The following is a 25,734-nucleotide window of genomic DNA, read 5'->3' as shown; positions in this document are numbered from 1 at the left end:
TCCTTAATTGGACTCGCCCACCAGGGCGCGGCAAAAATCTTTGGCATTGAACTCCTGCAGGTCATCGACCTGCTCACCCACGCCGATGCGCAGGATCGGGAGCTTGAGCTTCTCAGCCACGGCCATGGCGATACCGCCCTTTGCCGTGCCGTCGAGCTTCGTCATGATAATACCGTCCAGACCCAGCGCCTCGTTAAACTCGAGCGCCTGGTTCAGACCGTTCTGACCGGTGGCGGCATCAATCACGAGGACAACCGAGACGGGCATGGGGCCGGCGGCCATATTGGCGGCGCGCTTACGCGTCACGTTGACCACCTTGGCAAGCTCTCGCATGAGCTCGGGGCTTGTGTGCAGACGACCGGCGGTGTCGATCAGCACCAGGTCGCTGCCGCGCTTATCGGCCTCGTCGAGCACGTCATAGCACACGCTCGCCGGATCGGAGCCGCGGTCGCGCTTGATGACGGGGACGCCGGCGCGCTGGCCCCACACATCGAGCTGCTCGATGGCGGCGGCGCGGAAGGTATCGGCCGAACCGATCACGACGTTCTTGCCGCGGGCGGCCATGGCGCTCGCGATCTTACCGACCGTCGTGGTCTTGCCGGCACCGTTAATGCCCACAAACAGCACGCAGCTCGGCGTATCGGAAAACGGATCGCGCTCGATGGGCACAAAGTGCTGCTCGAGCTGCTCGGCCAGGGCACGGCGAAGCTGCGGAGCGGTCTTGAGGTTCTTCTTTGCCGCGGCATCGCGCAGGTCATCGGAGACCTGAATGGCGACCTCGGCGCCCATGTCACCCATGACGAGGGTGTCCTCCAGGTCCTCCCAAAAATCCTCGTCGACCTCGCCGCCAAAGTAGAAGACCTCGTTGAGAGCCTCACGGCTGCGCTCAAGTCCGCGCGAGAGTGCGTCAAAGAATCCCATTATGCATTCACGACCTTTCCGGTTTCGCGATCGAGTTTTTGCGAGACGACGCGGCTGACGCCGTCGGCTTGCATCGAGACGCCATAGAGAACGTCAGCGTCCTCCATGGTACGGCGCTGATGCGAAATGACCAAGAGCTGCGTATCGGAACGCAGCACATCGAGGGCGCCGATGAGCTTGGACAGGTTGGCGTCATCAAGCGCCGCCTCAACCTCGTCCAGCACATAGAACGGCACCGTGCGCGTGCGGTACACGGCAAAGAGCAGGGCGAGCGCCGTCAGACTCTTCTCGCCGCCCGACATGAGCATCATCTTGGTGATGCGCTTGCCGCGCGGCTGCGCCACGACCTCAATGCCCGTCTCGGCCGGATGCTCGGGATCGGTCATCTCCAGATGAGCCTGACCGCCCGGGAAGAGCATGGCGAAGATCTCGCGGAAGTTCGCGTCGACCTTCTCAAACGTCACCAGGAACGCCTTGCGCATCTTGCGGTCGATCGCCACCGTGATCTTGGTGAGCGCCTTGCGCGCGCTCTCCAGATCGGCCAGCTGCTCCTCGATGTAGTCGGCGCGGCGCTTGAGCTGCTCGTACTCCTCCATGGCAACTTGGTTCACAGGGCCCAGGTTGTTGATCTGGCGCACAAGCTGGTTGAGCTCGCGCTCGGCGGCATCGCGATCCGTGGGCGCGGGAAGCATGAGCGCTTCCTCGAGTACCGTGGTGCCATCGGCGGTAATGGCCTTAATGGCGGCCTCTACCTGCACCTCGAGCTTGCCACGCGCGACCTTAAACTCATTCTGCGTGGCGGTGGCGGTATCGACCCGCTCCTTAGCGCGGGCAACCTCTGCCTTGGCATCCTCGATGGTCTTCTTGAGCGAAGCGGAGTCTGCCTCTTCCAGAGAGGCCTGGTCACGCAGGCGCGCTGCCCAATCCGACGCGCGTTCCAACAGGGCAGAATAGCGTTCGTACATGGGGTCGACGCGCAGGCGCAGCAGCTCGAGCGAGCGCGAAGCCTGGCGTGTTCCGCGGATACGACGGTCGATGCCCTCAAGACGATGCTCCAGGTCGGGCACGCGGCCCTTCAGCGAACGCAGGCGCTCGCTCGTCTGGGCTAGGCGAACCTTGGCGTCGGCGAGCTTGCCGGCAGCCTCGGAATCGTCACGGCGAACGCGGTCAAGTTCGTCGTTGGCCTCGGCAATCTGCAAGCCCAGATCGCTTGCCTGCGCGCGAGCCTCGTCACGCGAACGAGTAAGCTCGTCCACGCGCGGGCGCGCAGCGCGAACGGCCTCGGAGGCCTGCTCGCGGCGCTTGGAGATGCGCACGCGCTCGACCTCGGCATTGTCGGCGCTTTGCTCCAAGCGGCCGATCTCGGACAACAGGGAGCGGCGCTCGCCCTCAAGGCGGGCAATCTCGCCGGCGGCATCGCCCTCGGCGGCACGCGCTTCCTCAACGGCCGCATTGGCCTCGACGACCTGATCAGAAACATGCTCAAACACGGCAGCCAGATCGGGCTCCAAGCCCTCGAGCTCACGAATGCGGCGCTTGCGCTCCAAGGCACCCGATGCCTCACCGGCATCGAGACCCACGCGCACCAAGCCGCCGCAGGCAACGCGGGCGCCATCGGGGGTCACGTAAGTCACGCCGTCAACGACCGGTGCCGACAGCGCAGCAGCAAGATCGTCCACGACGTAATAGCCGCCGAGCAGCGCCTCAACGACGGGACCGTAGCCTGCGCGCACGGACAGACGATCGACCAGACGGGTACCGGAGGCGCCCTCAGCGGCGGTAGAGCCGCTCACGCCGCGCGCTACCAGCAGCGCCTCGCCCGAGGCCTTCTTCTGGTCCAGGGCCGCACGACCGGCACGCTCAAGCGCGGACGTATCGTCGAACAGCAGCGCATCGATATCGCCGGCGAGCAATTGCTCAACCAGGCCCTCAAGCTCACGCGGGGCCTCGAGCACGTCGCCCAGACGACCCGAGATATCGTCGCCCAGCGCGCCCACCAGGCGACTCACGAGCGGCGAGCTGTCGCCCATGCGGGCATCGAGTTTCTTTTGGCTGGCAAGCTCCGAGCGCACCTCGGATAACTTGTTGCGCGCCTCGCTCTCGCGGGCACGCAGGTCCTTCAGGGCCGCGCGTGCCGTCTCGGTGGCTTCACGCGCATCGACCTGAGCCTGGCGCGCTTCCTCAAGAGCGCACTCAAGCTCCTCGGCGCGGTCGCGACGGCTCTCGAGCGAAGCCGTGACCTCCTCGAGCTGTTCATCGATCTGCTCCAGGCGCGAGGCGTACATGTTGTCCTCGACCTCGGCATTGCTCAAGGAATCCTTCACCTTAGCGAGCTCGAGCGCGGCGTTATCGGCCACGCGCTGCACATCGCGTTGCTCACGCGTAAGCTGCGAAATCTGATTGTCGAGCGCCACACGGCGCTCGTGGAGCTCGGCGGCAGCAGGACCAGCGGCGTCAACGTCCTCCTGGGCCTGCATGTGCGCACCAGTCACTTCCTCAAGCTGCGCACGCGCGTCCTCGAGCTCCTCGACCACGCGACGACGCTGATGCTCGGAGCTCGAAATCTGGCCGCGCATGTCGGACAGGCGCGACACCATGTTGTGGCCCTTTTCCTCGAGCAGGCGCATATCGGAGTTAATGCGGCCGACCACGTCTTGCATATGGCGGCGCTGCTCGCCCAGATCGCCCACAAACAGGCCCTTTTCCTCGAGCATAACCTGGAGCTTCTCGAGCTCGCGCTCCTTTTCGCCCATGCGGTACTGCGCAAGCTCCAGCTCGGCGGCACCTTCCTTGGAGCGGCTCTCCAAGTCGTTCCACTGCGACTGCAGCGAACGCAGCTCGTCGACAGCCAGCATCTGCGTAAGCTCATTCGCGCGCGAGGACAGCTCTTTGTACTTGCGCGCGCGATCGACCTGACGCTCCAGCGGTCGCAGTTGACGGGCGATTTCCTTATTGATGTCGCGGGCACGCGTCAGGTGCTCGTCCATCGACTTGATCTTTTTGAGCGCACGCTCCTTGCGGCGCTTGTGCTTGGAGATGCCGGCGGCCTCCTCGATGAGGGCACGGCGCTCCTCGGGGCGGCTCTGCAAAATGGCGTCGAGCTTGCCCTGGCTGATGATGGAATGCGTATCCTTACCCAGGCCCGAATCGTGCAGGATGTCCTGAATGTCCATCAGGCGGCACGGACTCGAGTTGATGAGGTACTCGCTTTCGCCCGAGCGATACATGCGACGGGTGATGGCGACCTCGTCAAAATCGACGGGTAGCACATGGTCCGAGTTATCGAGCACCAGCGTGACCTCGGCGACACCCACCGGCTTGCGAGCCGACGAGCCCGAGAAGATGACATCCTCCATGGCCTGGCCGCGCAGCTGCTTGGCGCTCTGCTCGCCCAGAACCCACAGGATGGAGTCGGAGATGTTCGATTTTCCCGAGCCGTTGGGACCGACGATGACGGTCAGGCCCGGCTCAAACGTCATATGGGCGCGGTCGGCAAACGACTTGAACCCTTTGAGCGTGAGGGACTTGAGATACACGGTTCCTCGCTTACACAGGCTTCTTGTTGAGAATCACGCCGTTAGTGGTGTAGCCCATGCGGTCAAGTGCCTCGAGTGCAGCGGCCCCCTCGGCTTCCTTCTTTGAGGAGCCGGAGCCGCGACCCTGGCGAATACCATCGATCAACACCACGGCGGTAAAGGTGGGCGCATGCGCCGGGCCCTCGGAGCCAACGAGCTTATACGCCGGGGGTTCGTGACCGTCGGCTTGCACGCACTCCTGCAAGAACGACTTGGGGTTCGCAGGGTGCTCGGCACGCTCGGAAGCCAGGTGCGGCTTAAGCGTACGGTGGATGAACTCCGCCGCCGCATCCCAGCCGGCATCCAGGTACAGCGCGCCCACGAGCGACTCGTAGACGTTCTCGAGCGCCGAATGCAGGCCGCGCGCACCCGTACCGGTCTCGGAGGCACCAAAGATGATGATGTCGTCGATGCCCAGCTCGTTAGAAACCTCGGACAGCGTGGCGCCCGAGACAAGCGACACCTTCAGGCGCGTGAGCTTGCCCTCGTCAAACTCCGGATAGGACTCAAACAGGGAGCGTGCGACCACGGCGCCCAAAATGGAATCGCCCAAGAACTCAAGGCGCTCATAGCTGGCAGAAACCGGCTGGCCCTCGACTGCCGAGGGATGCGTAAGCGCCGCGCGCAGCAGCACCTTATTATTGAACTCATGGCCCAGAATTTCCTGGGCGCGCGTAAGTCGTTCAGACAAAGCCAAGACCTAGGCCTCCCTGGCGTTTTCGATCGCGTCGACGGCGTCGGCGACAGAGTTGAGCGAAAGCAGAGTCTCGTCATCGATCTCGAGGTTGAACTCGTCCTCGATAGCCGTAACCAGCTGCAGGCGCTCGAGCGAGTTGGCATCGAGGTCGTCAAAGGTGGTCTCATCGCTAATTTCGGCAACATCGACGCCCAGAACGTCAGCAGCGACCTCGGCGATCTTGTCGAAGATTTCGGAGCGGTCCATAGCGCTTCCTCTCATAGTGCATGAATACCAAAAGAATGGTACCGCCCGGGCGGTACCAAGACACGGTTCTGATTCTACCCCACGACGCACGCCCCGAGGCGCATAACAGCGCTCTAACTCGCTCTTATAAAACGATACCGTCCATAGAGTTGGCGACATTCTCGACCAGCCCGGCGCGCACGGCTTCGGCCGCCGCGAGCGTACCGTTTTTGACAGCTTCGACCGACGTGGCGCCGTGGCCGATCAGAACCACGCCGCGCAGGCCCAAAAGAATCGCGCCGCCCTTGGCGTCGCCAGAGAGCTTAGCCTTGATCTTGCGCATCTGCTTTTTAATAAGCAGCGCGGCGATCTTGGTGCCAAGTGAAGACATAAAGACGCCCTTGAGTTCCTGCAGCAAAAACTTAGCAGCGCCCTCAGTGGCCTTGAGCGCGATGTTGCCCGACATGCCGTCGGCGACCACGACGTCAAAATTGCCCGACGTAAGATCGGTGCCCTCGCAGTTACCAACAAAGCCGGGAACGACGGCTTTCATGGCCGGGAAGCACGCCTTGGTAAAGTTGGAGCCCTTCTCGTCCTCGGTGCCGTTAGCAAGCAGGCCCACGCGGGGATGCTCAATGCCCAGGACGACGCGGGCATAGGCGCTACCCATCTGAGCAAAACGCACCATGTCATCGACCTCGACATCGGGGTTGGCGCCCATATCGCACAGCACCGTCAGACCGCCGGCGCGATTGGGCAGCGCATTGGTCAGACAGGGGCGCACCGGCTGCTTCTTGCCTTCGGCCTGATACCTAAACGGCGTCACATAGGCGGTGGCGGCGGCGGTCATGGCACCGGTCGAGCCGGCAGAGAAGAACGCGTCCGCATTTCCCTTCTTGATGGCACGGCACGACAACACGATCGACGACTTGCGTTTGGTCATCACGGCGCGAATGGGATCGTCATCCATGGCGATAACGTCGGGTGCCTCAAGGGCCTCAACACGTGCATGGGAAGCTGCAAAGGGATTGACGATTTCGGCGGGGCCAGCTGCCAAGACCTCGATATCGGGATCGGCGGCAAGCGCAGCCTCGATACCATCGAGAACAACCTGAGGTTTCTCGTCTCCGCCCACAACGTCTACACAAACGCGAACGTTACTCATATACATGCTCCTTATACAAAAATGGCCGACTCATTGAGCCGGCCATTGTGGTTCCATTTGGAACGGCATCGCATCCAGAGTATACCGTTACTCGGTAACGATAACCTCGCGGTCCTTGTAGAAGCCGCAGCTGGGGCACACGTGGTGCGGGAGCTTGACGGCGCCGCAACGGGGGCACGTGGACTGAGCCGCAGCCGAGATCTTCATGTTGGCGGAACGACGGGTGTGAGTGCGGATACGACCCTGCTTTTGTTTAGGTACGGGCATAGTGACCTTCCTTATGAACTATCCAGTGTGGCGATTACGCGCAAGTAGCGATACTACCACAGTTTTACTCGTCAAGCTTGAGATTCTTCAATGCTGCAAATGGATTTTCCGTGGCAGCGGCCCATTCGGCCTCCGTCTGGGCGGCGCAATCGCATTGCTCGACGTTGAGATTGCAACCGCAAGTGGGGCACAGACCGTGGCAATCGGGCTTGCAGAGCACCACAAACGGCGTGTCCATGACGACCGCGTCATTGATGGGCTCACCCAGATCGACGATGCGGTCCTCACCCAGGAGCTCGTAGCCGTCCTCGTAGGCCTCGGGGTCCTCGGGCTCCTCAAAGAGGTAGAACTCCTCGATCTCGCCGGCGATATCAAACGAAGCGGGCTCCAGGCAACGGTCGCACTCGCCGGTGGCGTGCGCGCGGACCATACCCGTGAGCAAGACACCGGTACCGGCGTTGGTAAAGACAACGTCGTAGTCGATGCCGTCCTGTAGCTGGTACTCCTTCTCGCCCACCGTGTAGGTGGCGACATCGACCTTACCGGTCAGCGGATACGAATCTCCAGGAAACTCGAGCTGCTCAGATAGATCGACGGTAACGCTCGGGAACTCAGCCATTACCACTGACCATTCTGTTGGGCGGCACCCTCGTTAAGCTGCTGACGGCAACGAGTAACGGTGCCGGTCAGGCTCTTGAGGTTCTCCTCCAGGTGCGTAAAGACCTGCTCTGCGTAGTCCTCGGCAGCATAACGCGTCTCGCGCTCGTACTGCTGGGCACGATCACGGATGTCGTCGGCCTGCTGCTGCGCTAAGCGGACGATCTCCTGCTCACCGGCAATGGTAAGGGCCTGCTGCTGAGCGTCGGCGATGATAGAATCGGCCTGAGCGGCAGCGGAAGCCATAAGCTCCTCGCGCTCCTTAAGGATACGGCGGGACTTCTGCCACTCCTCGGGATAGCTCATGCGGATCTCGTCGAGGATGTTGAAGAACACGTCGGCGTCGATGACCTTGAACTGAGCGTTCTTGCCGAAAGGCGGCTTGGCTTCCTCGATCAGCCCTTCGAGCTCATCGACCAAGCTGACGATCCTATCGCCAGGAAAATTCTCGCCCGGCATCCGATCTCCTTTCATAGGTAACATATCATCGTGCTAGTTTACCACATGCCACCAGGCAATAAGAAACGTCACGAAAAGCGAAGTCTGAGCGCTTCGACCACGTTGGGCGGGACAAACGTCGATACATCGCTGCCGAGTGAGGCGATCTGGCGAACGACCGAGCTCGAGATGTAGCCGTACTGCGGCGCACTCATGACAAAGATGGACTCCAGCTCGTTATCCAAGCGATAGTTGAGATCTGCCTGCTGCAGCTCGTACTCAAAGTCGGTCATGGCGCGCAGGCCCTTGACCACGGCCCCCGCCCCCTGCTCACGAGCGAAGTCGACCAAGAGGCCGGTGAAGGGCAGGACCTCGACGCCGTCGATATCGCCGAGCGCCTCGCGGGCCAGCGCCACGCGCTCATCGAGCATAAACGTCGTGCCCACACCGTTTTTACCCTGCGACTCGGCAACAGCGACGATCACGCTGGGAAAGATGCGGCGGGCGCGGCGGATTACATCGATATGGCCAAACGTAATGGGGTCGAAGGTGCCCGGAACGATGACGCGGTTAATGGTGTCACTCATGGGCGTCCTCCTGAAACGTCGTGGCATCGTTGTTGTCAGCATCGGTGCCGGCGTTATCACCCTCACCATCGTCATCGCCGACCCAACGAAGCAGATCGACCGAGGTGATGCCATAACGCTTCTCACGCACGGTCTCAAAACCTGCCGGATGCGCGCCCGCATCGGCGGCGGCATGCTCAAACAGGGCGTAAGCGCCAGACGCAAGCAGACCCTGCTGGGCCAGATTCTGCAGCAGTTCCTCGACCGGCTCGGCACCAAAAGCATAGGGCGGGTCGAGCAGGACCAGATCAAAGGGGCCGCCCGGTACACGACCGCGTGAGGCACTCGTCAGCATGTCGCCCGTGACCACGCGCCAACGCGCACTGTCACGGCAGAGCGACTCAATATTCTTGGTAATGAGCCGCGCGGCGTTGCGATCGATCTCAAACGTCGTGAGCGAGCGGGCCCCACGAGAGAGCATCTCTAACCCTAAGGCACCGGAGCCGCCAAAGGCGTCCAACACACGAACCTCGTCCAAATCGAAATCGAATGCCGACATGACCATAGATGCGCACGCCTCGCGCACGCGATCAGTCGTGGGGCGGGTGACATCGCGACCACGGGGCTCCTCGATCTTACGACCGCGCCATTCGCCGCCGATGATTCTCATCCTCCGCTGACCTCCTTAAAGATATGTCGATAACGCATGGCGACCGCGTCGCGCAAGGGACGCGTCGCCACGGAGTCAAGGTTGCAAGCATACCGCAAGAGCTCGACCGCGTCCAAATGGGCCCACTCGATCAGCTCCTCGTCGGCATCCAGGTCGACAAAGCGCAGGGTCACACCACCATGCTGGCGGTACCCCAGGATTTCGCCCTCATGGCGAAGGCGCAGGTCCATCTGGGCGAGCGTAAAGCCATCCGAGGTTTTTTCGAGCGATTGCAGACGATCTTGCGCCGCCGATGCGCCGCCGTTGCCCTTGGAGTGCGTCATGACCAGGCAGGTGCCCGACACGCCGCCACGGCCCACGCGGCCGCGCAGCTGGTGCAGGGCAGCCAAACCAAAACGCTCGCCGTTCTCGATGACCATGACGGTGGCGTTGGGCACGTCAACGCCCACCTCGACCACCGTAGTCGAGACGAGCACGTCGATCTCGCCACGCTTGAAGGCATCGATAACCTGGTCCTTCTCCCCCGCCGGCATGCGGCCGTGAAGGCGCTCGACGGTAAGCCCCGGCAACGCAAGACGCAGTCGGTCGAGCTCGGTTGCCGTATCGTGCAGCGGCACGGGGACCGTCACGCAGCCCTCGTCGTCGCGGGCGATACCGGGCACGTCCTCCAGCTCATCGGCCGAGTCACTCGGCTCCACGAGCGGGCAGATCACGTAAGCCTGCTGGCCCTTTTCGTGCGCCTCACGGATGGCGCCATAGGCGAGGTCACGGCTCGAATCGGTCAGCACGCGTGTCGTCACGCCAGCGCCAGGGACGGGCCGATGGCGGATGATGCTCGTGTCCAGATCGCCATAGACCGAAAGCGCCAGCGTACGCGGGATGGGCGTTGCCGTCATTACGAGCAGATCGGCACCGGGGCCCTTCGCGCGCAGGGCGTTGCGTTGGCCGACGCCAAACCGGTGCTGCTCATCGATGACCACGAGCGACAGGTGCTTGAACGCAACGTCATCCGAAAGCACCGCGTGGGTGCCAAAGAGCACGTCAAGCTCGCCCGATTCCAGCTGTGCATGGATGCGCTCGCGCTCTGCGGTCGGCGTGGCACCCGTCAGAAGCGCCCAGGACATGCCGGCCTGCGAGAGCAGAGGGCCAGTCTTATCGGCATATTGGCGCGCCAGCACGCCCGTGGGCGCCATAACGCAGGCCTGGGTGCCCGAATCGGCCGCGACAGCCAGTGCGCAGGCGGCGACGGCGGTCTTACCGGTACCGACATCACCCAGCAGCAGGCGGTTCATCACGCGCCCGCCATCACACATATCGCGCAGGATATCCTGGAACGCGGCTTCCTGCTCGTCGCTCAGCGAAAACGGCAGGGCCTGCTTGAGCGCGGCCAGGTGATCGCCCGCGGTATGGGCATAGGGCACCACATCGACCAGGCCGCCGTCGTTGCGCAGGCGCAGCGCCAGCTGCAGGTAGAGGCACTCCTCGTAGGCAAGCCGTGCGCGCGCGATATCGCGCTCAGCCATGCTCGAGGGAAAGTGGATCGAGTGCAAAGCACGGGCATTGCTCATGAGCTTCCGCTTTGCGCGCAGCGGTGCCGGAATGGGATCAAAGGGATTGCCGACAACCTCGAGCGCGCCGCTTACAATGCGGCGCATCCATGCCTGGCTCACCCCATCGCTCACATAATGGACCGGCAGGATCGTGCCCGCGGCACGCCCGTCCTCGAGCTTTTCGAAAGGCGGAGAGGCCATCTGCTTAAAACCATAGGCAAACTCGACCTTGCCCATCACGGCCAGGCGGTCGCCCTGCTTAAGCTGCTGGGCAATCCAGGGCTGGCGGAAAAAGGCGACCTGCAGCACGCCCGTCTCGTCAACGAGCGAGACCTCGGTCACCTGCATGCGCGGACGCGGCTGCTTTTGGACGATACGGTCAACCGTGGCGATGATGGTGCACACGGTACCGATGGGCGCCATCTCGATGGACCACGAGCGGGTAAAGTCGAGGTATCGATGAGGGATATGGAGAAGGAGGTCCCCCACCGTCCGAATTCCCAGACGGCGAAGGGCCTCCTCACGTTTACCCGAAACATATTTGAGTCGCGCGATATCCTCGTCGAGCGCATTGCTCTGGGCAAAGCGCTCCGAGACGCGCGGCACGGAGCACAGCTCGGACATGGGCAGTTGCCTACTCGATCGAGAAGATCACGGGATAGAGCGGCTGCTCGCCACGATGGGCGTCAATCTCCAGATCGGGCTGAGCCTCCTCAATGGCGTCGACGATCTCCTGGAAGGCTTCATCGGACAGCTCCTCGCCGGCCAGAATCGTCAGCGCGTCACCCTCCTCTTCCTCCTGCATGCGGTTGATGCAATCGAGCGTGACCTGCTTCACATCGGAGCCGACCACGTCAATGGAACCGGCAATGATACCCATAACGTCACCGGAGTGAATCGGCGAGCCGTCGGAGGCGCTGGAGTCGCGCACAGCGCGGGTGACCTCGCCATCGCGGACTTCGCTGATGGCGTCGACCATAGCGGCGACGGCGTCCTCGAGCTCGGAATCGGGCAGGACCGCGAACAGCGCGGAGAAGGCCTGCGGAACGGTCTTGGTGGGAACGACGGCAACCTTTTTGTCGGTGCAGGCAGAAGCGGCAGCCTCGGCGGCCATGCGGATGTTACCGTTATTGGGCAGGATGATGACCGAGGTCGCGTTGACCTGGTCGACGGCGCCCAGCAGGTCTGCAGTCGAGGGGTTCATAGTCTGACCACCCGACACGATCACGTCGACGCCGAGGGACTTGAGGATATCGGCCTCGCCGGAACCGGCGGCAACAGCGACAAAGCCCAGCGCCTTGGCGGGCTCGGCGGCCTTCTCCTGATCCTCATGGATCTTGGCGGTACGGTCGTGGGCCTCCATCTCCATGTTGTGGATAAAGACCTCATAGATCTGACCAAGCTGCAGCATGTGCTCGAGCACCAGGTTGGGGGTGTTGGAGTGCACGTGAATCTTGTAATCGGGGTAAGCACCCACGAGCAGCTCGCAGTCGCCCATGGAGCCCAGGAACTTAAGGCATTCGTCCTCATCAAACGGGGCATCGGCCTTAAAGAGGAACTCGTTGCAGTAACGAAACTCCGAGCCCTCCCAGTCGTCGTTGGCCTCGATCTCAACGCGGTCGAGGGCCGCGTCGCGGGCAGAGCCAGCGGAGTCAAACATGGCGGAGAAATCCTCGACAACGGTGCTGCGACCAAGCGCGGCGGCAACAAAGTTCTCAAGGAAAATGGCAAATCCAAAGGCGCCGGAGTCGACCACGCCGTTCTCCTTCAGAACAGGCAGCAGGTCGGGCGTACGGGCGACGGACTGATAGGCCTCGACGACGATGGCGTCGAGCGCTTCCTCGGCCGAGAACTTCTTCTTCTCGCACTCGTCTGCCTTGGTCGAGACGTCGCGCAACACCGTGAGGATCGTACCCTCGATGGGCTTACGCACTGCCTGGAAGGCAACCTTGACGGCTCGGCGGAAGGCATAGGCGATGTTGGCGGACGTGATGGGCTCATCGGCAGAGACAAGGCCCTCGGCCACACCACGCAGAATCTGCGAGGTGATGACGCCGGAGTTGCCACGGGCACCCATCAGGGAGCCGTGAGTGATGGCGCCGGCGATGGCCTCCATGTCGGCGTCAGCAGGAAGGGCGGAAAGCTCCTTGGTCACCGAGGCGAGTGTGAGCGACATGTTGGTACCGGTGTCGCCGTCGGGTACGGGGAAGACGTTGAGCTTGTTGATCTCCTCGGCCTTGTCGGAAACAGCAGCCGCAGCGATCGGAAAACAGGTGCGAATGGTCTTTGCAATCATGGGTATTTGAATCTCCGTTTTCGGATGCTAGTTCAGACGGCTCTTGAGCGCGTCGATGTGAATGCCGATCTTAAGGCTGGCGGGATCGATCTGGGCGACCTCCTGCAGAGTGAAGGCAACGGAGCTCGAAAGATTGTGGCAGACGGACTTCATGTTGACGCCGTTCTCGAGCACGACGTGAAGGTCGACCGTGAGGCCGTTCTCGTCGGCGGAGACAAGCACGCCCTTGCGGAGGCGCTGACCGGCAAGCAGGCGCACGCTCTCGGCGCCCTGGAGCTGCTCGGCCATACCGACAACGCCATAGCACGTCATCGCGGCATAACCGGCAATATCGGCAATAACGTCGTTCGAGACGCTCAGGCTGCCGTTAATGGTCTCAGACACAAGAATCTCCTTATCTGGTGCTCGCGGCACCATCTCGTGGGAGCAATCATTGCAATATTCTACAACGAGCGCGCCATGTTGAGGTGGTGGGTCGCGGGATTACATCCTCGACACGAAATGTTGATATGGTAACGTTCGCGCCAGGCGATCGCGGTATGAAAAAACCCGCCGCATAAGCGACGGGTTTTACAACCTGGCTCCCCGGGTAGGACTCGAACCTACAACAGCGCGGTTAACAGCCGCGTGCTCTACCATTGAGCTACCGAGGAATTTAAAAGCCCAGCGGATTGGGCTGAAAAATTCTGGCTCCCCGGGTAGGACTCGAACCTACAACAGCGCGGTTAACAGCCGCGTGCTCTACCATTGAGCTACCGAGGAATAGGTGCGTGCTCTCAAGCAACGAAGTTTATTATACGGACGAATCAGCTCAGGGCAAGAACTTTTTTAAGAAATTTTCCGACCCAACCGTTGCGGCAAGGAGTGTCCCAAAGTGCCGGCAAAAAAGGAACGTCCCTAACTGCCGGAACGGAAACGCCGTGACTACTAAGACTCAATGTAGTCCTTGAGCTTGCTCGAGCGGCTCGGGTGGCGGAGCTTGGCCAGGGTCTTGGACTCGATCTGGCGGATACGCTCGCGCGTGACACCAAACTCGCGGCCGACTTCCTCGAGCGTGCGGGGATGTCCGTCGACAAGGCCAAAGCGCAGCTCGATAACCTTGCGCTCACGATCGGCAAGCGAATCGAGCACCTGAGTGAGCTGCTCCTGCAGCATGGAGAAGCTGGCCGCATCGGGCGGAACGATGGCCTGGGAGTCCTCGATGAAGTCGCCCAGTTGGGAATCCTCTTCCTCGCCGATGGGAGTCTCGAGCGACACGGGCTCCTGCGAAATCTTCTGGATCTCGCGGACGCGGTCGGCACTCATGTCCATCTCGGCACCGATCTCCTCGGGGGTCGGGTCGCGACCCAGGTCCTGGAGAAGCTGCCGCTGCACGCGGACGAGTTTGTTGATGGTCTCGACCATGTGCACGGGAATACGGATGGTACGGGCCTGGTCGGCGATAGCGCGCGTGATGGCCTGACGGATCCACCACGTGGCGTACGTGGAGAACTTAAAACCCTTCTGGTAGTCGAACTTCTCGACGGCGCGGATCAGACCGAGGTTGCCCTCCTGGATCAGGTCCAGGAACAGCATACCGCGACCGACATAGCGCTTGGCGATGGAGACGACCAAACGCAGGTTTGCGCTGATGAGTGCCTGCTTGGCTTCGAGGCCCACGTTCTCAATGCGCGTAAGACGACGCATCTCGGCACGCGTGAGCTCAAGCTCGCCCGCCTCGGCAGCCTCGAGCTTCTCGGTGGCCTCGAGACCGGCCTCGATCTTCATGGCCAGATCGACTTCTTCGGAGGCGGTAAGCAGGTCGACCTTGCCGATCTCCTTGAGGTACATACGAACCGGATCGCCAGTCAGCATCACCGTGGAGGCATCGATGCCACGCACGCGGGAGCGTGAACGGGACGTGCGCACGGTGCGCTTCTTCTTGCTCTTGGAAGAACCCATCTCGGCGTCGGCCTGACGGGCCATCTTGAGCTCATGATCGTCGAGCGAGCCGGAATCGTGCTCGTCGTCGTCATCGAAATCGTCGGTATCGGTATCGTTATCGTCATCGTCGACGTCCATGGGGGCGTCGTCGTTACCGCTCGCGGAGATAATCTGGATGCCGCTGTTGCGCAGCGCGGAATACACCGCGGTGAGCTGCTCGTCAGAAACATCGATATCCTTCAGGGCGACCTGAATCTCGTCCTCGGTTACCGAAGTCCTGTTTGAGCCGTTGCCCATGAGCTTTGCAACGCAGGATTCCAGCCCAGTACCCGTGCTCTCAGTCTTTTTTGGCACAGATTCTCCCTTCATAGTCCACAGGACTCAATACTTTAGCACACACATAGACGTCTATACCCAAAAAGAGAACTGGATATAGGCGAGAATACGCTGGTTGACCACAACATCTAGGCCTGTTCGGTGCCCGCGGTCTCCAAACCGATCAAACGGAACGGGTCCGCCACGCCGCCGATAGACTTTTGCAGCTCGCGTTGACGCTGCGAATACTGCGCGGCCTGCACGGTCAGCGCGCGGCGGGCCTCATCATCGAGCGATCGATCCTGGCGCAGCTTGGCCTGTGCGGCACGCATGCGGCGCTTAATGGTGTAGAGCTCGAGCGTATCGAGCATGAATACGATGTTCGTCTCGGTAGGGTGTTTGCTCGTCGCGGAGATGCGCCCGGCACTCACAAGCGTTGCCGCCTCGGGACACACCGAGCGCGCCGCATCCATGCAGGTCGCAGGATCGGTACCCGGCGGCGTTGCCAGCACGGCCCACGCGATGGACTCGTGGCGCGGGTCGACCCACTCGATAGAACAAATGCGGTCGGCATACGTGCGGAACAGATCGGGGTAGCTCGTAAGCATCGTCAGCAGCTCGCGCTCCCCCGCTAGGGATTTCCGCTCCAGATCGGTCAAAACAATCGGCATCGAAGGAGCTGCCGCCGCGTTTGAACTATCGGCAACAGGCGCAGCGCTTTCCATCCCCGCTGGCACATCGATTGGCGGCAGATCCTCGTCGACCTCCACCGGCGCGGCCCCATAGGCATCAACCGGAACGTAGTCGTACGGGTCCTCTTCGACCGGTGCGGACACCGGTGGCGTCGCACCCGCGGCCCAGGCACCGCGACCGGCACTGCGCGCGCCAGCCGCACCGCCGCCCGAGCCTCGACCCTGCGAACCGCCCGCGCGCTCAGCTTGCGCGCGTTGACGCTCGTAGCTCTGCTCACGCCGGCGCTCGGCATCCTCGCGCTTGGCGACATCGCGAAACACACGGCCCGAACTCGCGCGCACGGTCTCCAGGTCCAAACCTAACAGGTCGGCAATCTGGATAAAGTATGTGTCGATCATATAGCTGTCGCGCAGCGGATAGATGAGCGTCAGCGCATCCTCGAGCGCCTTGGCGCGACCGCCCGGCGTGGTGATGTCGCTCGCTTCCTGCAGCGAACGGTACACGAAGTCCATGAGCGGCTCGGCGGCGTCGATGCGCGCCTGCAGCTCCTTTCCGCCGTGCGCCGTGATGAACTCCATGGGATCGTTGCCGTCGGGCAGCACCACGCAGCGCAGGTCCATCGAATCCTGCTCGATAAACTGTATCGCGCGACGGGCGGCCTTCTGGCCCGCGGCATCGCCGTCAAACATATACACGATGCGCTTGGCAAAGCGGGTGAGCGTCTTGACGTGATGCTCCGTGAGCGCAGTGCCCAGCGTGGCGACGACGTTTTTAATCCCCGCCTCCCAACAGGCGATGCAGTCGGTATAGCCCTCTACCACGATAGCGGTATCCTGCGCGACGATAAACTCCTTGGCCCAATTAAAGCCGTAGAGGTTTCGCTTTTTATGAAACACGCTCGTCTCGGCGGTGTTGAGGTACTTAGGTTGGCCGTCTCCCATGATGCGACCGCCAAAGGCGATGTTATGCCCCTGCTCATCAAAAATGGGAAACATCACGCGGTCGTAGAAGCGGTCGGCAAGCTGCCCGCGCCCGCGGCTCACAGCCACGTTGGCGTCGATCATCTCCTGCGGAGTAAAGCCCGCCTGCGACAGATGAGCCACCAGCATGTTACGACCCGGTGCAAAGCCCAGGCAGTAGCGGCGGCAGACGTCGCCACCCATGCCGCGGCTGGCGAAGTACTCACGTGGACGGCCGTCCTTACCGCGCATAAGCATGGTGTGGTAGAACTGGGCGGTCTCGGCGCACAGATCATAGATTCGGGCACGCTTAGTACCACGCTCGCGGCGGTCTCCGGTGTCGTGCAGCTCAATACCCGCGCGATCGGCTAAATAACGGATTGACTCGGGAAAGCTCAGGTTCTCGCGCTTCATGATATAGGTGAAGACGTCGCCGCCCTCGCCACATCCAAAGCAGTGCCACACCTGCGTGGCAGGGATAATGTGAAACGACGGGGTCTTTTCGCCATGGAAGGGGCAGCAGCCCCAAAACTCATGGCCGCGGGGCTTGAGCTCAACCGTTTCCTGCACGATGGCTACCAGATCGGACGCAGCGCGGACCTGGTCTTTCTCCTCATCGCTAATCACGGATACTCACCCCCTGCTCACCCAAGTTATGACGGATATCATCGATATTACCCTCGACGGTCGCGATCAACTCGTCCAGGGAATCGAACACGCGTGACGGACGCAGCCAGCGCGTAAACGCCAGCGAAACGGAAGCGCCGTACAGGTCGCCCGTATACCCAATTAAGTTGGCTTCGAGATGCGCAGATGCCGCATCGTCGGCATACGTTGGCGGCAGGCCGACGTTGACAGCAGCGGGCCACACGGTGTCATCGACCAGCACCAGACCCTCATACACGCCATCGGCAGGCACCTGAATGCCGCTGGGAACCTGCAGGTTTGCCGTGGGAAAGCCCATGCCAGAACCCTCGTGACGACCGCGAATAACACCGCCACGCACCATATACGGGCGGCCGAGTAACCCAGCAGCAAGCCCCACATGGCCCTGTCCCAGCTCGTGACGAATGCGGGTGGCGCAAATGGCCTCACCGCCCTCGCAAAGCAGGTCGTGACCATACACGTCAACGCCGCGCTCGGAACCCCAAACGCGCATCTCGGCAACACCAGAAGCACCGCCGCGACCCAGCCTAAAGTCGCTGCCAACGCGAATCGAACGAATGTCGACCACGCGTGACAACAGTGCGAGAAAACCGACATGGTCGAGTGCCGCAACCTCAGGCGTAAAGGGAACGGCCACCACTGCATCGACCCCGATTTGAGCCAGGGCATGCAGACGGTCGGCCGTCGTCATCAATTTTTGAGCGGGTGAAGGGCTCACGACAACGTCCGGGTCGGGATCGAAGGTAACTACGACCGCCTTGCAGCCATGGGCACGGGCATCACGGACGAGCGCCGCAATAAGCTCCTGGTGTCCACGGTGCACACCATCGAACACACCGATGGCGATGGAGGCAGCACCCAAGTGCTCGCACTCATCAAACACATCGGCAGTAACGATGCGAGCCTCGTCCGACTCGCCCGCGAAAAAGATACGCGCGAGCTCGCGAGCGGAAAACATCATCGAACACCGCCGATTGCCTGCGGAAACACGTGATCCATGACAAAGCGGCCACTCTCAATGCGGGCGAGCGCCTTGAGCCCGCCATCGAGCACCAGCGCGAACGGCGCCTTCGAGGAATCGAAATCGGCAAGCGCACGCTCAACGGGAATGCGTCGGCCGCAGAGCAGGTCGTCGGCAAGATTGCCCGGCAAGTCAACACGCGTGGCGCCCAGGGCCGCAATGGGATCCAGGGCAAAGCCAGCCGCGGACTCGGGAGAAAGCTCCTCGACCGCATGACAAGCGCCAATGGAAACAACACCGGAGGCCGTGCGGCGCAACGCGGAAATGTGCGCGGCGCTCTCACAGGCGCGGCCCAAGTCGCGAGCTAGCGCACGAATGTAGGTGCCCTTGCTCACCGAGAACGCCACGGTCCACACACATGTATCACCTTCACCGCCCACGGCGATCAGGTCGGCGGCATAGACCTCGACAGGGCGCGGAGGTAGGTCCACCGCATTGCCCTCTCGAGCAGACTTGTAGGCGCGAACGCCATTTACCGAGATAGCCGAAAAAGCCGGCGGCACCTGCATCTGCGGGCCCAACATGGCGACCAAGCGCTCGCGGGCATAAGCCGGATCGCGCAGCTCGGGTGCAACGGGCACCGTGCGGACCGCCTCGCCCTCCGCATCATCGGTATTGGTCTCGGCACCAAACGAGATGTCGGCGACGTAGCTTTTGGTATCGAGCGTGAGCATGCCCAGCAGACGGGTGGCTTGGCCTACACCCACCACCATGACACCCGAAGCCATGGGGTCGAGCGTGCCGGCATGGCCGACGCGCCGCTCATGGAGGGCGCGCCGGCATTGCGAGACCACATCGTGGGACGTGCAGCCCACCGGCTTATCGACGGCGAGCAGCATATTCAATTGAGAAGGCGTACGACGAGCCATGTACCATCCAAAAAGTTAAAGCTCGACGGTCACCGAAGCGGGATCCTCCCCTACCAGCTCGGCGAGCATGGGAAGTGCCACGGTGAGCGTCTCGAGAATCGTTCCGTTGTTGGAGAAACCGGCGGCAGCGGGATGTCCGCCTCCGCCAAAAGAAGCAGCGATCTCGGACACGTTGAGGTCGCCCTTGGAGCGCAGGTTGCCGCGCACCTTGGTATCGCCCTCAATGCCCTTCAGGAACAGGCAGACCTCGACGCCCATCACCGAGCGCACCACGTCAACCAGGCCGTCGCACTCATCCGAGGTGACACCGCAAGCCTCAAGGTCGCTCTGGTACGCGTAGCTATACGCGACGCGCCCGTGGGCCACCGTCTTGATGCGGCCCATAACGATGGACTTGAGGTGCAAAAACTCAACGCGCATGCTCTGATATACCTCGAGTGCCACACGCGCCGGATCGGCACCGTGGGCAACCAGACGCGAGGCCGCATGGAACGCAGCGGCATCGGCGTTTTGGTACTGAAAACGGCCGGTGTCGGTGACCAGGCCACACAGCAGACAGGTCGCAACGCCATCACGTGCGACAATGCCACAATTGTCCAAGAAGCGGTCGATGATCATAGCGCAGGCTGCGGCTTCGACGCGCCTCAGGCTCAGCTCGGCAAACTCCTCGCGCGCCGGATGGTGATCGAAGCACACCACATGCTTGGAGCGACGAAGCACCTCGGCGGAATTATTGAGACGCTCGACGACCGGTACGTCCACCGAGATGAACAGGTCCGGATTGCCGGTGTACGCAGATGCCGGAACCAGGCGATCGGAGCCTTCCATAAAGCGGTAGATACGCGGAACCGGGTCATCGTCTGCCAGCAGCAGCGCAATGTCCTTGTTGGGGAAAAACTTCATAAGCGAGAGACCCAGACCCAACACGGAGCCCAAGGCGTCGCCATCGGGAGAAGTATGTCCCGAAATCGCAATGGAGGACGCACCCTCGATGAGCTCGAGGATGCGTCGCTGAATATCTGCAGACTCGCACGAGGCGAGGTCGGCGGAATTAGTCATCTAAAGCTGCCTCCTGGGCGGCATCCGCTATCGGATAGCCGTCCTCGTCCTTTTCGATCGCAAGCGTGGCGGGAACGTTTTCCAGCGCACGCGTGATGCGCTCGGCCTCATCGGTCGAGCGATCGATGCGAAAATCGAGCTCGGGCGTAACACGCCAATCGAGCGAGCGAGCCAACAGGCTGCGAATACGGCCCTTAGCGCTGGCGAGCGCCTCCATGACCTCGTCGTAGCGGCTCGCATCGCACGACACGTACACACGCGCGAACGAACGGTCCACCGCGACCTCGACCGCGGTCAAAGTAACCAGGTCGAGACGCGGATCGGAAACTTCAAAGAGCAGGATATAACCGAGCTTCTCGCGAAGCTGCTCGCCCAGACGGCGGGTTGCCTGCGTTTGCTTCATAGCGCTACCCCCTACTCGGTACGGGCAACCTGGTCGATACGGTAACCCTCGATCTGGTCGCCGGGCTTGATGTCCTGGAAGTTCTCCAGGCCAATGCCGCCCTCGGAACCGCTCTTGAGGCTCTTGGCCTCGTCCTTGTAGTGGCGCATCGAGGCGATCTTGCCGTTGAAGACCACGATACCGTCGCGCACCAGGCGCACGGAATCGGTCGCGGCGATCTCGCCCTCTTCGACGCGGACACCGGCGGCGATACCGACTTTGGGCACCTTGAAGGTGTCCAGGACGGTCGCGGTACCCGTGGCGACCTCGACCTCGGTGGGCTTGAGCATGCCGATACGGGCGGCGTCGAGCTCCTCGAGGCACTTGTAGATGACGTCGTAGCAACGGATCTCGACGCCCTCGCGCTCGGCGGCGGAGCGGGCCTTACCGTCGGGACGGACGCCAAAGCCGATGATGATGGCGTTGGAGGCGTCGGCCAGGACGACGTCGGTCTCGTTGATGGCGCCAACGGCGGAGTGGATCGTGTTGATGCGGACCTCGGACTGATCCATCTTGTCGAGCGAGTCCTGAAGGGCCTCGATGGAACCCTGGACGTCGGCCTTGATGATCAGGTTGAGCTCCTTGACGTCGGCGTCGGCGATGGTCTCGAAGAGGTTCTCGAGCGTGACGTGCTTGACGCGGCTCTGCTCCTCGATACGGGCCTTGAGCGAACGCTCGTCGGCAAGGGCGCGAGCCTCGCGCTCGTCCTCGAACACGCGGAACTCGTCACCGGCGTTGGGCACGGACTGCAAGCCCAGGATCTCGACGGCGTCGGAAGGACCGGCCTCGGTGACGGCGTTGCCCTTGGGATCGAGCATGGCGCGGACGCGACCGTAGGTAAGGCCGGCGACCAGCGTATCGCCCACGTGCAGGGTACCGCGGGTCACGAGCACCGTGGCAACCGAACCGCGGCCCTTGTCGAGCTTAGCCTCGAGGACGTTACCGGAGGCAAAAGTGTCGGGGTTGGCCTTGAGCTCGAGCACGTCGGCCTGGAGCAGCACGGTCTCGAGCAGGTCGTCGATACCGATCTTCTGCTTGGCCGAGATGTTGACGAACATGTTCTGTCCGCCCCACTCCTCGGGGATGATGCCGTACTCGGTGAGCTCTTGGCGCACGCGGTCGGGGTTGGCACCCGGCTTATCGATCTTGTTGACGGCGACGACGATGGGTACGCCGGCGGCCTTGGCGTGGTTGATCGACTCGATGGTCTGGGGCATGACGCCGTCGTCGGCAGCCACGATCAGAATGACGATGTCGGTCACCTTGGCACCACGGGCACGCATGGCCGTAAAGGTGGCGTGGCCCGGGGTATCGATGAAGGTGATCTTGCGGTCGTTAATCATGACCTGCGAAGCGCCGATGGCCTGGGTAATGCCGCCCGCCTCGCCGGCAGCGACACCGGTGTGACGGATAGCGTCGAGCAGCGACGTCTTACCGTGGTCGACGTGGCCCATGACGGTGACGACCGGTGCGCGCGGCTTAAGGTCGGCGGGATCGTCGTAGAACGAGAAGGTGTTCTCCTCCTCGGGGGTGATGATCTTGATCTGACGACCCAGGTCGTCGGCAACGAGCTCGACGAGGTCGTCGGACATGGACTGCGTCATGGTGAGCGGCGTACCCAGCAGGAACAGGCGCTTGATGATATCGTTGGCCGGAACGTCAAGCGCCTCGGCGAGCTCCTGGACCGTAACGCCCTGGGAGACCTTGATGGCATCGAGCTCCTCGGGGTTCACGCCCTGGGCCAATGCCTCCTCTATCTTGCGCTCCTCCTGAGCCTTTGCAGCCTCGCGCTCGCGCTTCTCCTTTCGCTTCTTGCGGCGACCGGTGGACTCGCGAGAGGCCTCCTCGACGGCGGCACGGGCCTCCTCGAGCACCTTCTCGCGGCTGTACTCCTCGGCCTCGCGAGCCATGCGGCTGTAGTGGTCCTCTTCGTTGTTGTGACCGCCCTTGCGCTTCTTGCCCTTGCCCTGCTTGTCGGGGTTGGGGAAGTCCATGCCGGCAGCGACGTTGTTGCTGGCGTTGGTGCGATGGCTGTGCGGGCGGCTCTCGGAGACGTTGCGCTCGGAGTTGTTGTCGGAGGCGTTGCGGTCGTTGCGACGGCCACCGCGGCGGTCGTTGTTACCGCCACGACGGTTACCGCGCTCGGCGGCGCGCTCGGCCTTGGCCTTGTCCTCGGCGTCCTTCTTCTCCTTGAGCACGGTCTCCTGTGCGGCGATCTGATCGAGCAGCGAGCGGAAGCGCGAACCGGAGTCGGAAGCGGGAACGGCGCGGCGCTGGGCCTCGCGGGCAGCCTCCTCCTTCTCGCGGGCAAGGCGCTCCTGCTCGGCCTTCTTCTTGGCCTCGGCCTCGGCGCGGGCAGCCTCCTCGGCAGCCTGGGCTGCGGCAAACTGGCGGCGCTCCTCCTCGCGGGCCTTCTCGGCGGCGATGCGCTCGCGCTCGGCCTCGGCGGCGCGAGCGGCCTCCTCGGCGGCGGCAGCCTCCTCCTCGGCCTGCTTGGCGGCCTCGACTTCCTGGGCGCGGGCCTCGATCACCGAGGCGAGCTGCTTACGGACCATGGCAACGTAGGCGTCCTCCAGAGTGGAGGAAGCGGACTTAGCGGGAATCTTCATATCGGCGAGATGACCCATCAGTTCCTTAGAGGTCATGCCGAACTCTTTGGCCAGGGTGGACACACGGACTTTTGCCATATGACTTCACCTACCCTTTCTGGCACCTTGGGTGCCTAGAGACTGAACGAGCGTGGGAGATGCGCCGGGACCCGCCCAGCGCGACCGCGCGCTAGATCAGGTCCTCCGCATCATCGAAGGCGTCGGTGTCGTGGACACCGCAGAAACGGGAGCCGGGACGAGCCTGGTTGCGGCACTGGATGCCGTCCTCGGACACGTACTCGCAGCGGCGGACGTCCTCGTCCTCCTCGTCACCGATCAGGTCGGCGGCGGGCTCCTCGTGAACGGGAACGTTCTTGAGGATGTCGGCGGCAAGCGTCTCGGACTTGATGTCGATGTGCCAGCCGGTCAGGCGCGCGGCGAGGCGGGCGTTCTGGCCCTCCTTGCCGATAGCGAGGGACAGCTGGTCGTCGGGCACGATGACGCCGGCGTAGGCCTTCTCCTCGTCGATGAGGACGCGGGTGACCTTAGCGGGCGAAAGGGCGTTGGCGACGTAGACGGCAGGATCGGCATCCCACAGGATGACGTCGACGCGCTCGCCACGGAGCTCGCCCACGACAGCGCGAACACGGCTGCCCTTGGGGCCGACGCAGGCGCCCACGGGATCCAGACGATCGTCGAGCGAGTGGACGGCGACCTTGGAGCGCTGGCCGGGCTCGCGGGCGATCGACTTGATCTGGACGGTGCCCTCATAGATCTCGGGCACCTCCTGCTCAAACAGACGACGCATGAGCTCGGGATGGGTACGAGAGATGACAATCGGCGGACGGCTGTGTTCGCCGCGAACAGGCTGCAGGTTGGAGTTGGGGTCGCGAACGTCGATGATCACGGCCTTGATGTGCTGGTTGTGCAGGTAGCGCTCGCCCATCGGACGCTCGTTGCGCTCGTTCTCGTAACGACGCTGGTCAAAGTGCGGCAGCTCGGCCTCGACGCCCTCGCGGATCTTGACGATCGTGAAGTCGGGGGTGGACTGCAGCACGGTACCGCTGATGAGGTCGCCGATGCGGCCGGAGAACTCCTCGTAGATCTGCTCGCGGGCGGAGTTGCGAACGATGGCGTTGATCTCGGCCTTGGCGTGCTGGGCGGCGATGCGGCTCGTGTTCTTGGGAGTGACGTCGATCTCCTCGAACTCGGTGAAGTTGCCCTCCTCGTCCATGGAATCGTCGATCGGCTCCAGGCGGTAGACATAGATCTTGCCGGTGGTGCGGTCGATGGTCACCTTGGCGCCCCACTCAAGATGCAGGATCTCGGCGTAGCTCTTGGCGAGCGACTGCTCCAGGCGGTCGATCAGGTAGAGCTGGTCGATGTGCTTCTCCTGGCAAAGCTCCATCAGGGCGGACATCATGTCGGATGCTGCCATCTTACTTTCCTTCCTTCGCGGGCTTGAAGTCGTAGGTGGGCTTCAACTTGCACTTTTTAACATCAGTGAAATCGAGGGTGACGGACTCGCCGTCCTCGAGCTCGAGGGTCACGTTCGTCTCGGTGGCGGCGGCAATCTTGCCGGCGTACTTGCGACGGCCCTCGGTGGCGGTGGAGGTGAGCTCGCAGTCCTCGCCCATAAAGCGGGCAAAGTCGCACGGGCGGCGCAACGGGCGCGCCATGCCTGGACTCGACACCTCGAGCGTATAGCTCGAAGAGATGGGGTCGAGCTCCTCAATCACATCGCCGACCCACTTGGTGTTGGCCGTGACGTCGTTGAGGGACAGGCTCTGACCCTCGGCACCCTCGATACGCACACGCACGCAGGGGGCCTTGGTGGCACCCACGAGCTCGACGTCGACAATGTCGACATCGTGCTGGGGAGCGACGGCCTCGAGCGCGTCGATGATCGCCTGCTCGGTCTTGGTCTTGACCATTGCGGCACCTCCATCCATACAAAAAAGAAGCGGGGCCGAAACCCCACTTCTTTCAATTACAACTTCATTTGCAAGCAAACTATACCAATACCTGCGGAAACACGCAAGTGCCACAGAAACCCGCAGGTCAGCGTGCCCACAGCATCTCCACAAGAATAAGACAATTGACCGCAGGCGCTTTGGGCAGACAAAACAAAACGGGGGGCAACCCAGCCGGATCGCCCCTCGTCGTTTATGC

22 protein-coding genes and 2 tRNA genes are annotated in these 25,734 nt (G+C 62.4%); all 24 read right to left on the bottom strand.

Annotation, left to right across the window (positions count from 1 at the left end; translation table 11 throughout):
- Positions 1-3: 3 nt before the first annotated feature.
- A complete protein-coding gene (ftsY, locus tag DWZ22_RS06475) occupies positions 4-921 on the bottom strand; it encodes a signal recognition particle-docking protein FtsY (protein ID WP_117794254.1) in 918 nt (305 codons plus the stop codon).
- Complete coding sequence (gene smc, locus DWZ22_RS06470) at positions 921-4,457, bottom strand: chromosome segregation protein SMC (RefSeq protein ID WP_118405724.1); 3,537 nt, start codon at positions 4,455-4,457, stop codon at positions 921-923. The genes ftsY and smc overlap by 1 nt, the downstream gene beginning before the upstream one ends.
- Before the next feature lie 10 nt (positions 4,458-4,467).
- Positions 4,468-5,193, bottom strand: a complete 726-nt coding sequence (gene rnc / locus DWZ22_RS06465; protein ID WP_117742819.1) for a ribonuclease III — start codon at positions 5,191-5,193, stop codon at positions 4,468-4,470.
- A 3-nt stretch (positions 5,194-5,196) separates the two neighbouring features.
- A complete protein-coding gene (locus DWZ22_RS06460) occupies positions 5,197-5,439 on the bottom strand; it encodes an acyl carrier protein (RefSeq protein WP_055309519.1) in 243 nt (80 codons plus the stop codon).
- Between the two features lie 124 nt (positions 5,440-5,563).
- Positions 5,564-6,583 carry a phosphate acyltransferase PlsX gene (plsX, locus tag DWZ22_RS06455; RefSeq protein ID WP_118405723.1) on the bottom strand — a complete coding sequence of 340 codons (1,020 nt, stop codon included), beginning with the start codon at positions 6,581-6,583 and terminating at the stop codon, positions 5,564-5,566.
- A gap of 87 nt (positions 6,584-6,670) precedes the next feature.
- Entirely contained in the window at positions 6,671-6,850 is a 180-nt protein-coding gene (gene rpmF, locus DWZ22_RS06450) for a 50S ribosomal protein L32 (RefSeq protein ID WP_022094017.1), read from the bottom strand.
- 64 nt (positions 6,851-6,914) lie between these two features.
- Positions 6,915-7,469: a DUF177 domain-containing protein gene (locus tag DWZ22_RS06445; protein WP_118098498.1), complete on the bottom strand. Its 555-nt coding sequence runs from the start codon at positions 7,467-7,469 to the stop codon at positions 6,915-6,917.
- Positions 7,469-7,966, bottom strand: coding sequence for an ATPase (locus DWZ22_RS06440; protein ID WP_040358176.1), 498 nt, complete (start codon positions 7,964-7,966; stop codon positions 7,469-7,471). Before DWZ22_RS06440 ends, DWZ22_RS06445 begins: the two co-directional genes overlap by 1 nt.
- A 68-nt stretch (positions 7,967-8,034) precedes the next feature.
- Positions 8,035-8,532, bottom strand: coding sequence for a pantetheine-phosphate adenylyltransferase (coaD, locus tag DWZ22_RS06435; protein ID WP_117742816.1), 498 nt, complete (start codon positions 8,530-8,532; stop codon positions 8,035-8,037).
- Positions 8,525-9,181 carry a 16S rRNA (guanine(966)-N(2))-methyltransferase RsmD gene (gene rsmD, locus DWZ22_RS06430; protein WP_118405722.1) on the bottom strand — a complete coding sequence of 219 codons (657 nt, stop codon included), beginning with the start codon at positions 9,179-9,181 and terminating at the stop codon, positions 8,525-8,527. Before rsmD ends, coaD begins: the two co-directional genes overlap by 8 nt.
- A complete protein-coding gene (locus tag DWZ22_RS06425) occupies positions 9,178-11,355 on the bottom strand; it encodes an ATP-dependent DNA helicase RecG (protein WP_118405721.1) in 2,178 nt (725 codons plus the stop codon). Before DWZ22_RS06425 ends, rsmD begins: the two co-directional genes overlap by 4 nt.
- A gap of 10 nt (positions 11,356-11,365) precedes the next feature.
- The gene (locus DWZ22_RS06420) at positions 11,366-13,027 is read right to left on the bottom strand and encodes a DAK2 domain-containing protein (RefSeq protein ID WP_118405720.1); all 1,662 of its coding nucleotides are present in this window, start codon (positions 13,025-13,027) and stop codon (positions 11,366-11,368) included.
- A 27-nt stretch (positions 13,028-13,054) separates the two neighbouring features.
- Positions 13,055-13,444, bottom strand: a complete 390-nt coding sequence (locus DWZ22_RS06415; protein ID WP_195919456.1) for an Asp23/Gls24 family envelope stress response protein — start codon at positions 13,442-13,444, stop codon at positions 13,055-13,057.
- A gap of 161 nt (positions 13,445-13,605) precedes the next feature.
- Positions 13,606-13,680 (bottom strand) — tRNA-Asn (locus DWZ22_RS06410).
- 34 nt (positions 13,681-13,714) lie between these two features.
- A tRNA-Asn gene (locus DWZ22_RS06405) sits at positions 13,715-13,789 on the bottom strand.
- A 165-nt stretch (positions 13,790-13,954) separates the two neighbouring features.
- Entirely contained in the window at positions 13,955-15,304 is a 1,350-nt protein-coding gene (gene rpoD / locus DWZ22_RS06400; RefSeq protein WP_117742812.1) for an RNA polymerase sigma factor RpoD, read from the bottom strand.
- A gap of 110 nt (positions 15,305-15,414) precedes the next feature.
- Positions 15,415-17,544 (bottom strand): DNA primase, encoded by a 2,130-nt coding sequence (dnaG, locus tag DWZ22_RS06395; RefSeq protein ID WP_118405719.1) that lies wholly within the window; start codon positions 17,542-17,544, stop codon positions 15,415-15,417.
- Positions 17,537-18,544 carry a riboflavin biosynthesis protein RibF gene (ribF, locus tag DWZ22_RS06390; RefSeq protein WP_233505046.1) on the bottom strand — a complete coding sequence of 336 codons (1,008 nt, stop codon included), beginning with the start codon at positions 18,542-18,544 and terminating at the stop codon, positions 17,537-17,539. The genes dnaG and ribF overlap by 8 nt, the downstream gene beginning before the upstream one ends.
- The gene (truB, locus tag DWZ22_RS06385) at positions 18,541-19,473 is read right to left on the bottom strand and encodes a tRNA pseudouridine(55) synthase TruB (protein ID WP_117762904.1); all 933 of its coding nucleotides are present in this window, start codon (positions 19,471-19,473) and stop codon (positions 18,541-18,543) included. The genes ribF and truB overlap by 4 nt, the downstream gene beginning before the upstream one ends.
- A gap of 15 nt (positions 19,474-19,488) precedes the next feature.
- Entirely contained in the window at positions 19,489-20,532 is a 1,044-nt protein-coding gene (locus tag DWZ22_RS06380) for a bifunctional oligoribonuclease/PAP phosphatase NrnA (protein WP_118273416.1), read from the bottom strand.
- Entirely contained in the window at positions 20,525-20,935 is a 411-nt protein-coding gene (gene rbfA, locus DWZ22_RS06375; protein WP_006234038.1) for a 30S ribosome-binding factor RbfA, read from the bottom strand. Before rbfA ends, DWZ22_RS06380 begins: the two co-directional genes overlap by 8 nt.
- 11 nt (positions 20,936-20,946) lie before the next feature.
- The gene (gene infB / locus DWZ22_RS06370; protein ID WP_118405718.1) at positions 20,947-23,661 is read right to left on the bottom strand and encodes a translation initiation factor IF-2; all 2,715 of its coding nucleotides are present in this window, start codon (positions 23,659-23,661) and stop codon (positions 20,947-20,949) included.
- Positions 23,662-23,752: 91 nt separating this feature from the next.
- The gene (gene nusA / locus DWZ22_RS06365) at positions 23,753-25,000 is read right to left on the bottom strand and encodes a transcription termination factor NusA (RefSeq protein ID WP_006234042.1); all 1,248 of its coding nucleotides are present in this window, start codon (positions 24,998-25,000) and stop codon (positions 23,753-23,755) included.
- 1 nt (position 25,001) lies between these two features.
- Positions 25,002-25,496: a ribosome maturation factor RimP gene (gene rimP / locus DWZ22_RS06360; RefSeq protein ID WP_117742809.1), complete on the bottom strand. Its 495-nt coding sequence runs from the start codon at positions 25,494-25,496 to the stop codon at positions 25,002-25,004.
- Positions 25,497-25,734: the final 238 nt, after the last annotated feature.

This window comes from Collinsella sp. AF31-11, from assembly GCF_003475605.1.
Classification (GTDB): domain Bacteria; phylum Actinomycetota; class Coriobacteriia; order Coriobacteriales; family Coriobacteriaceae; genus Collinsella.
This window is presented reverse-complemented; position numbering and strand designations above follow the sequence as displayed.

Excerpts from the sequence above, each read along its gene's own strand:
- ribF (WP_233505046.1), bottom strand. The coding sequence starts at position 18,544 with ATGATGTTTTCCGCTCGCGAGCTCGCGCGTATCTTTTTCGCGGGCGAG.
- rbfA (WP_006234038.1), bottom strand. The coding sequence starts at position 20,935 with ATGAAGCAAACGCAGGCAACCCGCCGTCTGGGCGAGCAGCTTCGCGAG.
- rimP (WP_117742809.1), bottom strand. The coding sequence starts at position 25,496 with ATGGTCAAGACCAAGACCGAGCAGGCGATCATCGACGCGCTCGAGGCC.
- DWZ22_RS06420 (WP_118405720.1), bottom strand. The coding sequence starts at position 13,027 with ATGATTGCAAAGACCATTCGCACCTGTTTTCCGATCGCTGCGGCTGCT.
- coaD (WP_117742816.1), bottom strand. The coding sequence starts at position 8,532 with ATGAGTGACACCATTAACCGCGTCATCGTTCCGGGCACCTTCGACCCC.
- DWZ22_RS06460 (WP_055309519.1), bottom strand. The coding sequence starts at position 5,439 with ATGGACCGCTCCGAAATCTTCGACAAGATCGCCGAGGTCGCTGCTGAC.
- DWZ22_RS06445 (WP_118098498.1), bottom strand. The coding sequence starts at position 7,469 with ATGGCTGAGTTCCCGAGCGTTACCGTCGATCTATCTGAGCAGCTCGAG.
- rpmF (WP_022094017.1), bottom strand. The coding sequence starts at position 6,850 with ATGCCCGTACCTAAACAAAAGCAGGGTCGTATCCGCACTCACACCCGT.
- plsX (WP_118405723.1), bottom strand. The coding sequence starts at position 6,583 with ATGAGTAACGTTCGCGTTTGTGTAGACGTTGTGGGCGGAGACGAGAAA.
- nusA (WP_006234042.1), bottom strand. The coding sequence starts at position 25,000 with ATGGCAGCATCCGACATGATGTCCGCCCTGATGGAGCTTTGCCAGGAG.
- truB (WP_117762904.1), bottom strand. The coding sequence starts at position 19,473 with ATGGCTCGTCGTACGCCTTCTCAATTGAATATGCTGCTCGCCGTCGAT.
- DWZ22_RS06415 (WP_195919456.1), bottom strand. The coding sequence starts at position 13,444 with ATGGTGCCGCGAGCACCAGATAAGGAGATTCTTGTGTCTGAGACCATT.
- rsmD (WP_118405722.1), bottom strand. The coding sequence starts at position 9,181 with ATGAGAATCATCGGCGGCGAATGGCGCGGTCGTAAGATCGAGGAGCCC.
- DWZ22_RS06380 (WP_118273416.1), bottom strand. The coding sequence starts at position 20,532 with ATGACTAATTCCGCCGACCTCGCCTCGTGCGAGTCTGCAGATATTCAG.
- ftsY (WP_117794254.1), bottom strand. The coding sequence starts at position 921 with ATGGGATTCTTTGACGCACTCTCGCGCGGACTTGAGCGCAGCCGTGAG.
- DWZ22_RS06425 (WP_118405721.1), bottom strand. The coding sequence starts at position 11,355 with ATGTCCGAGCTGTGCTCCGTGCCGCGCGTCTCGGAGCGCTTTGCCCAG.
- DWZ22_RS06440 (WP_040358176.1), bottom strand. The coding sequence starts at position 7,966 with ATGCCGGGCGAGAATTTTCCTGGCGATAGGATCGTCAGCTTGGTCGAT.
- infB (WP_118405718.1), bottom strand. The coding sequence starts at position 23,661 with ATGGCAAAAGTCCGTGTGTCCACCCTGGCCAAAGAGTTCGGCATGACC.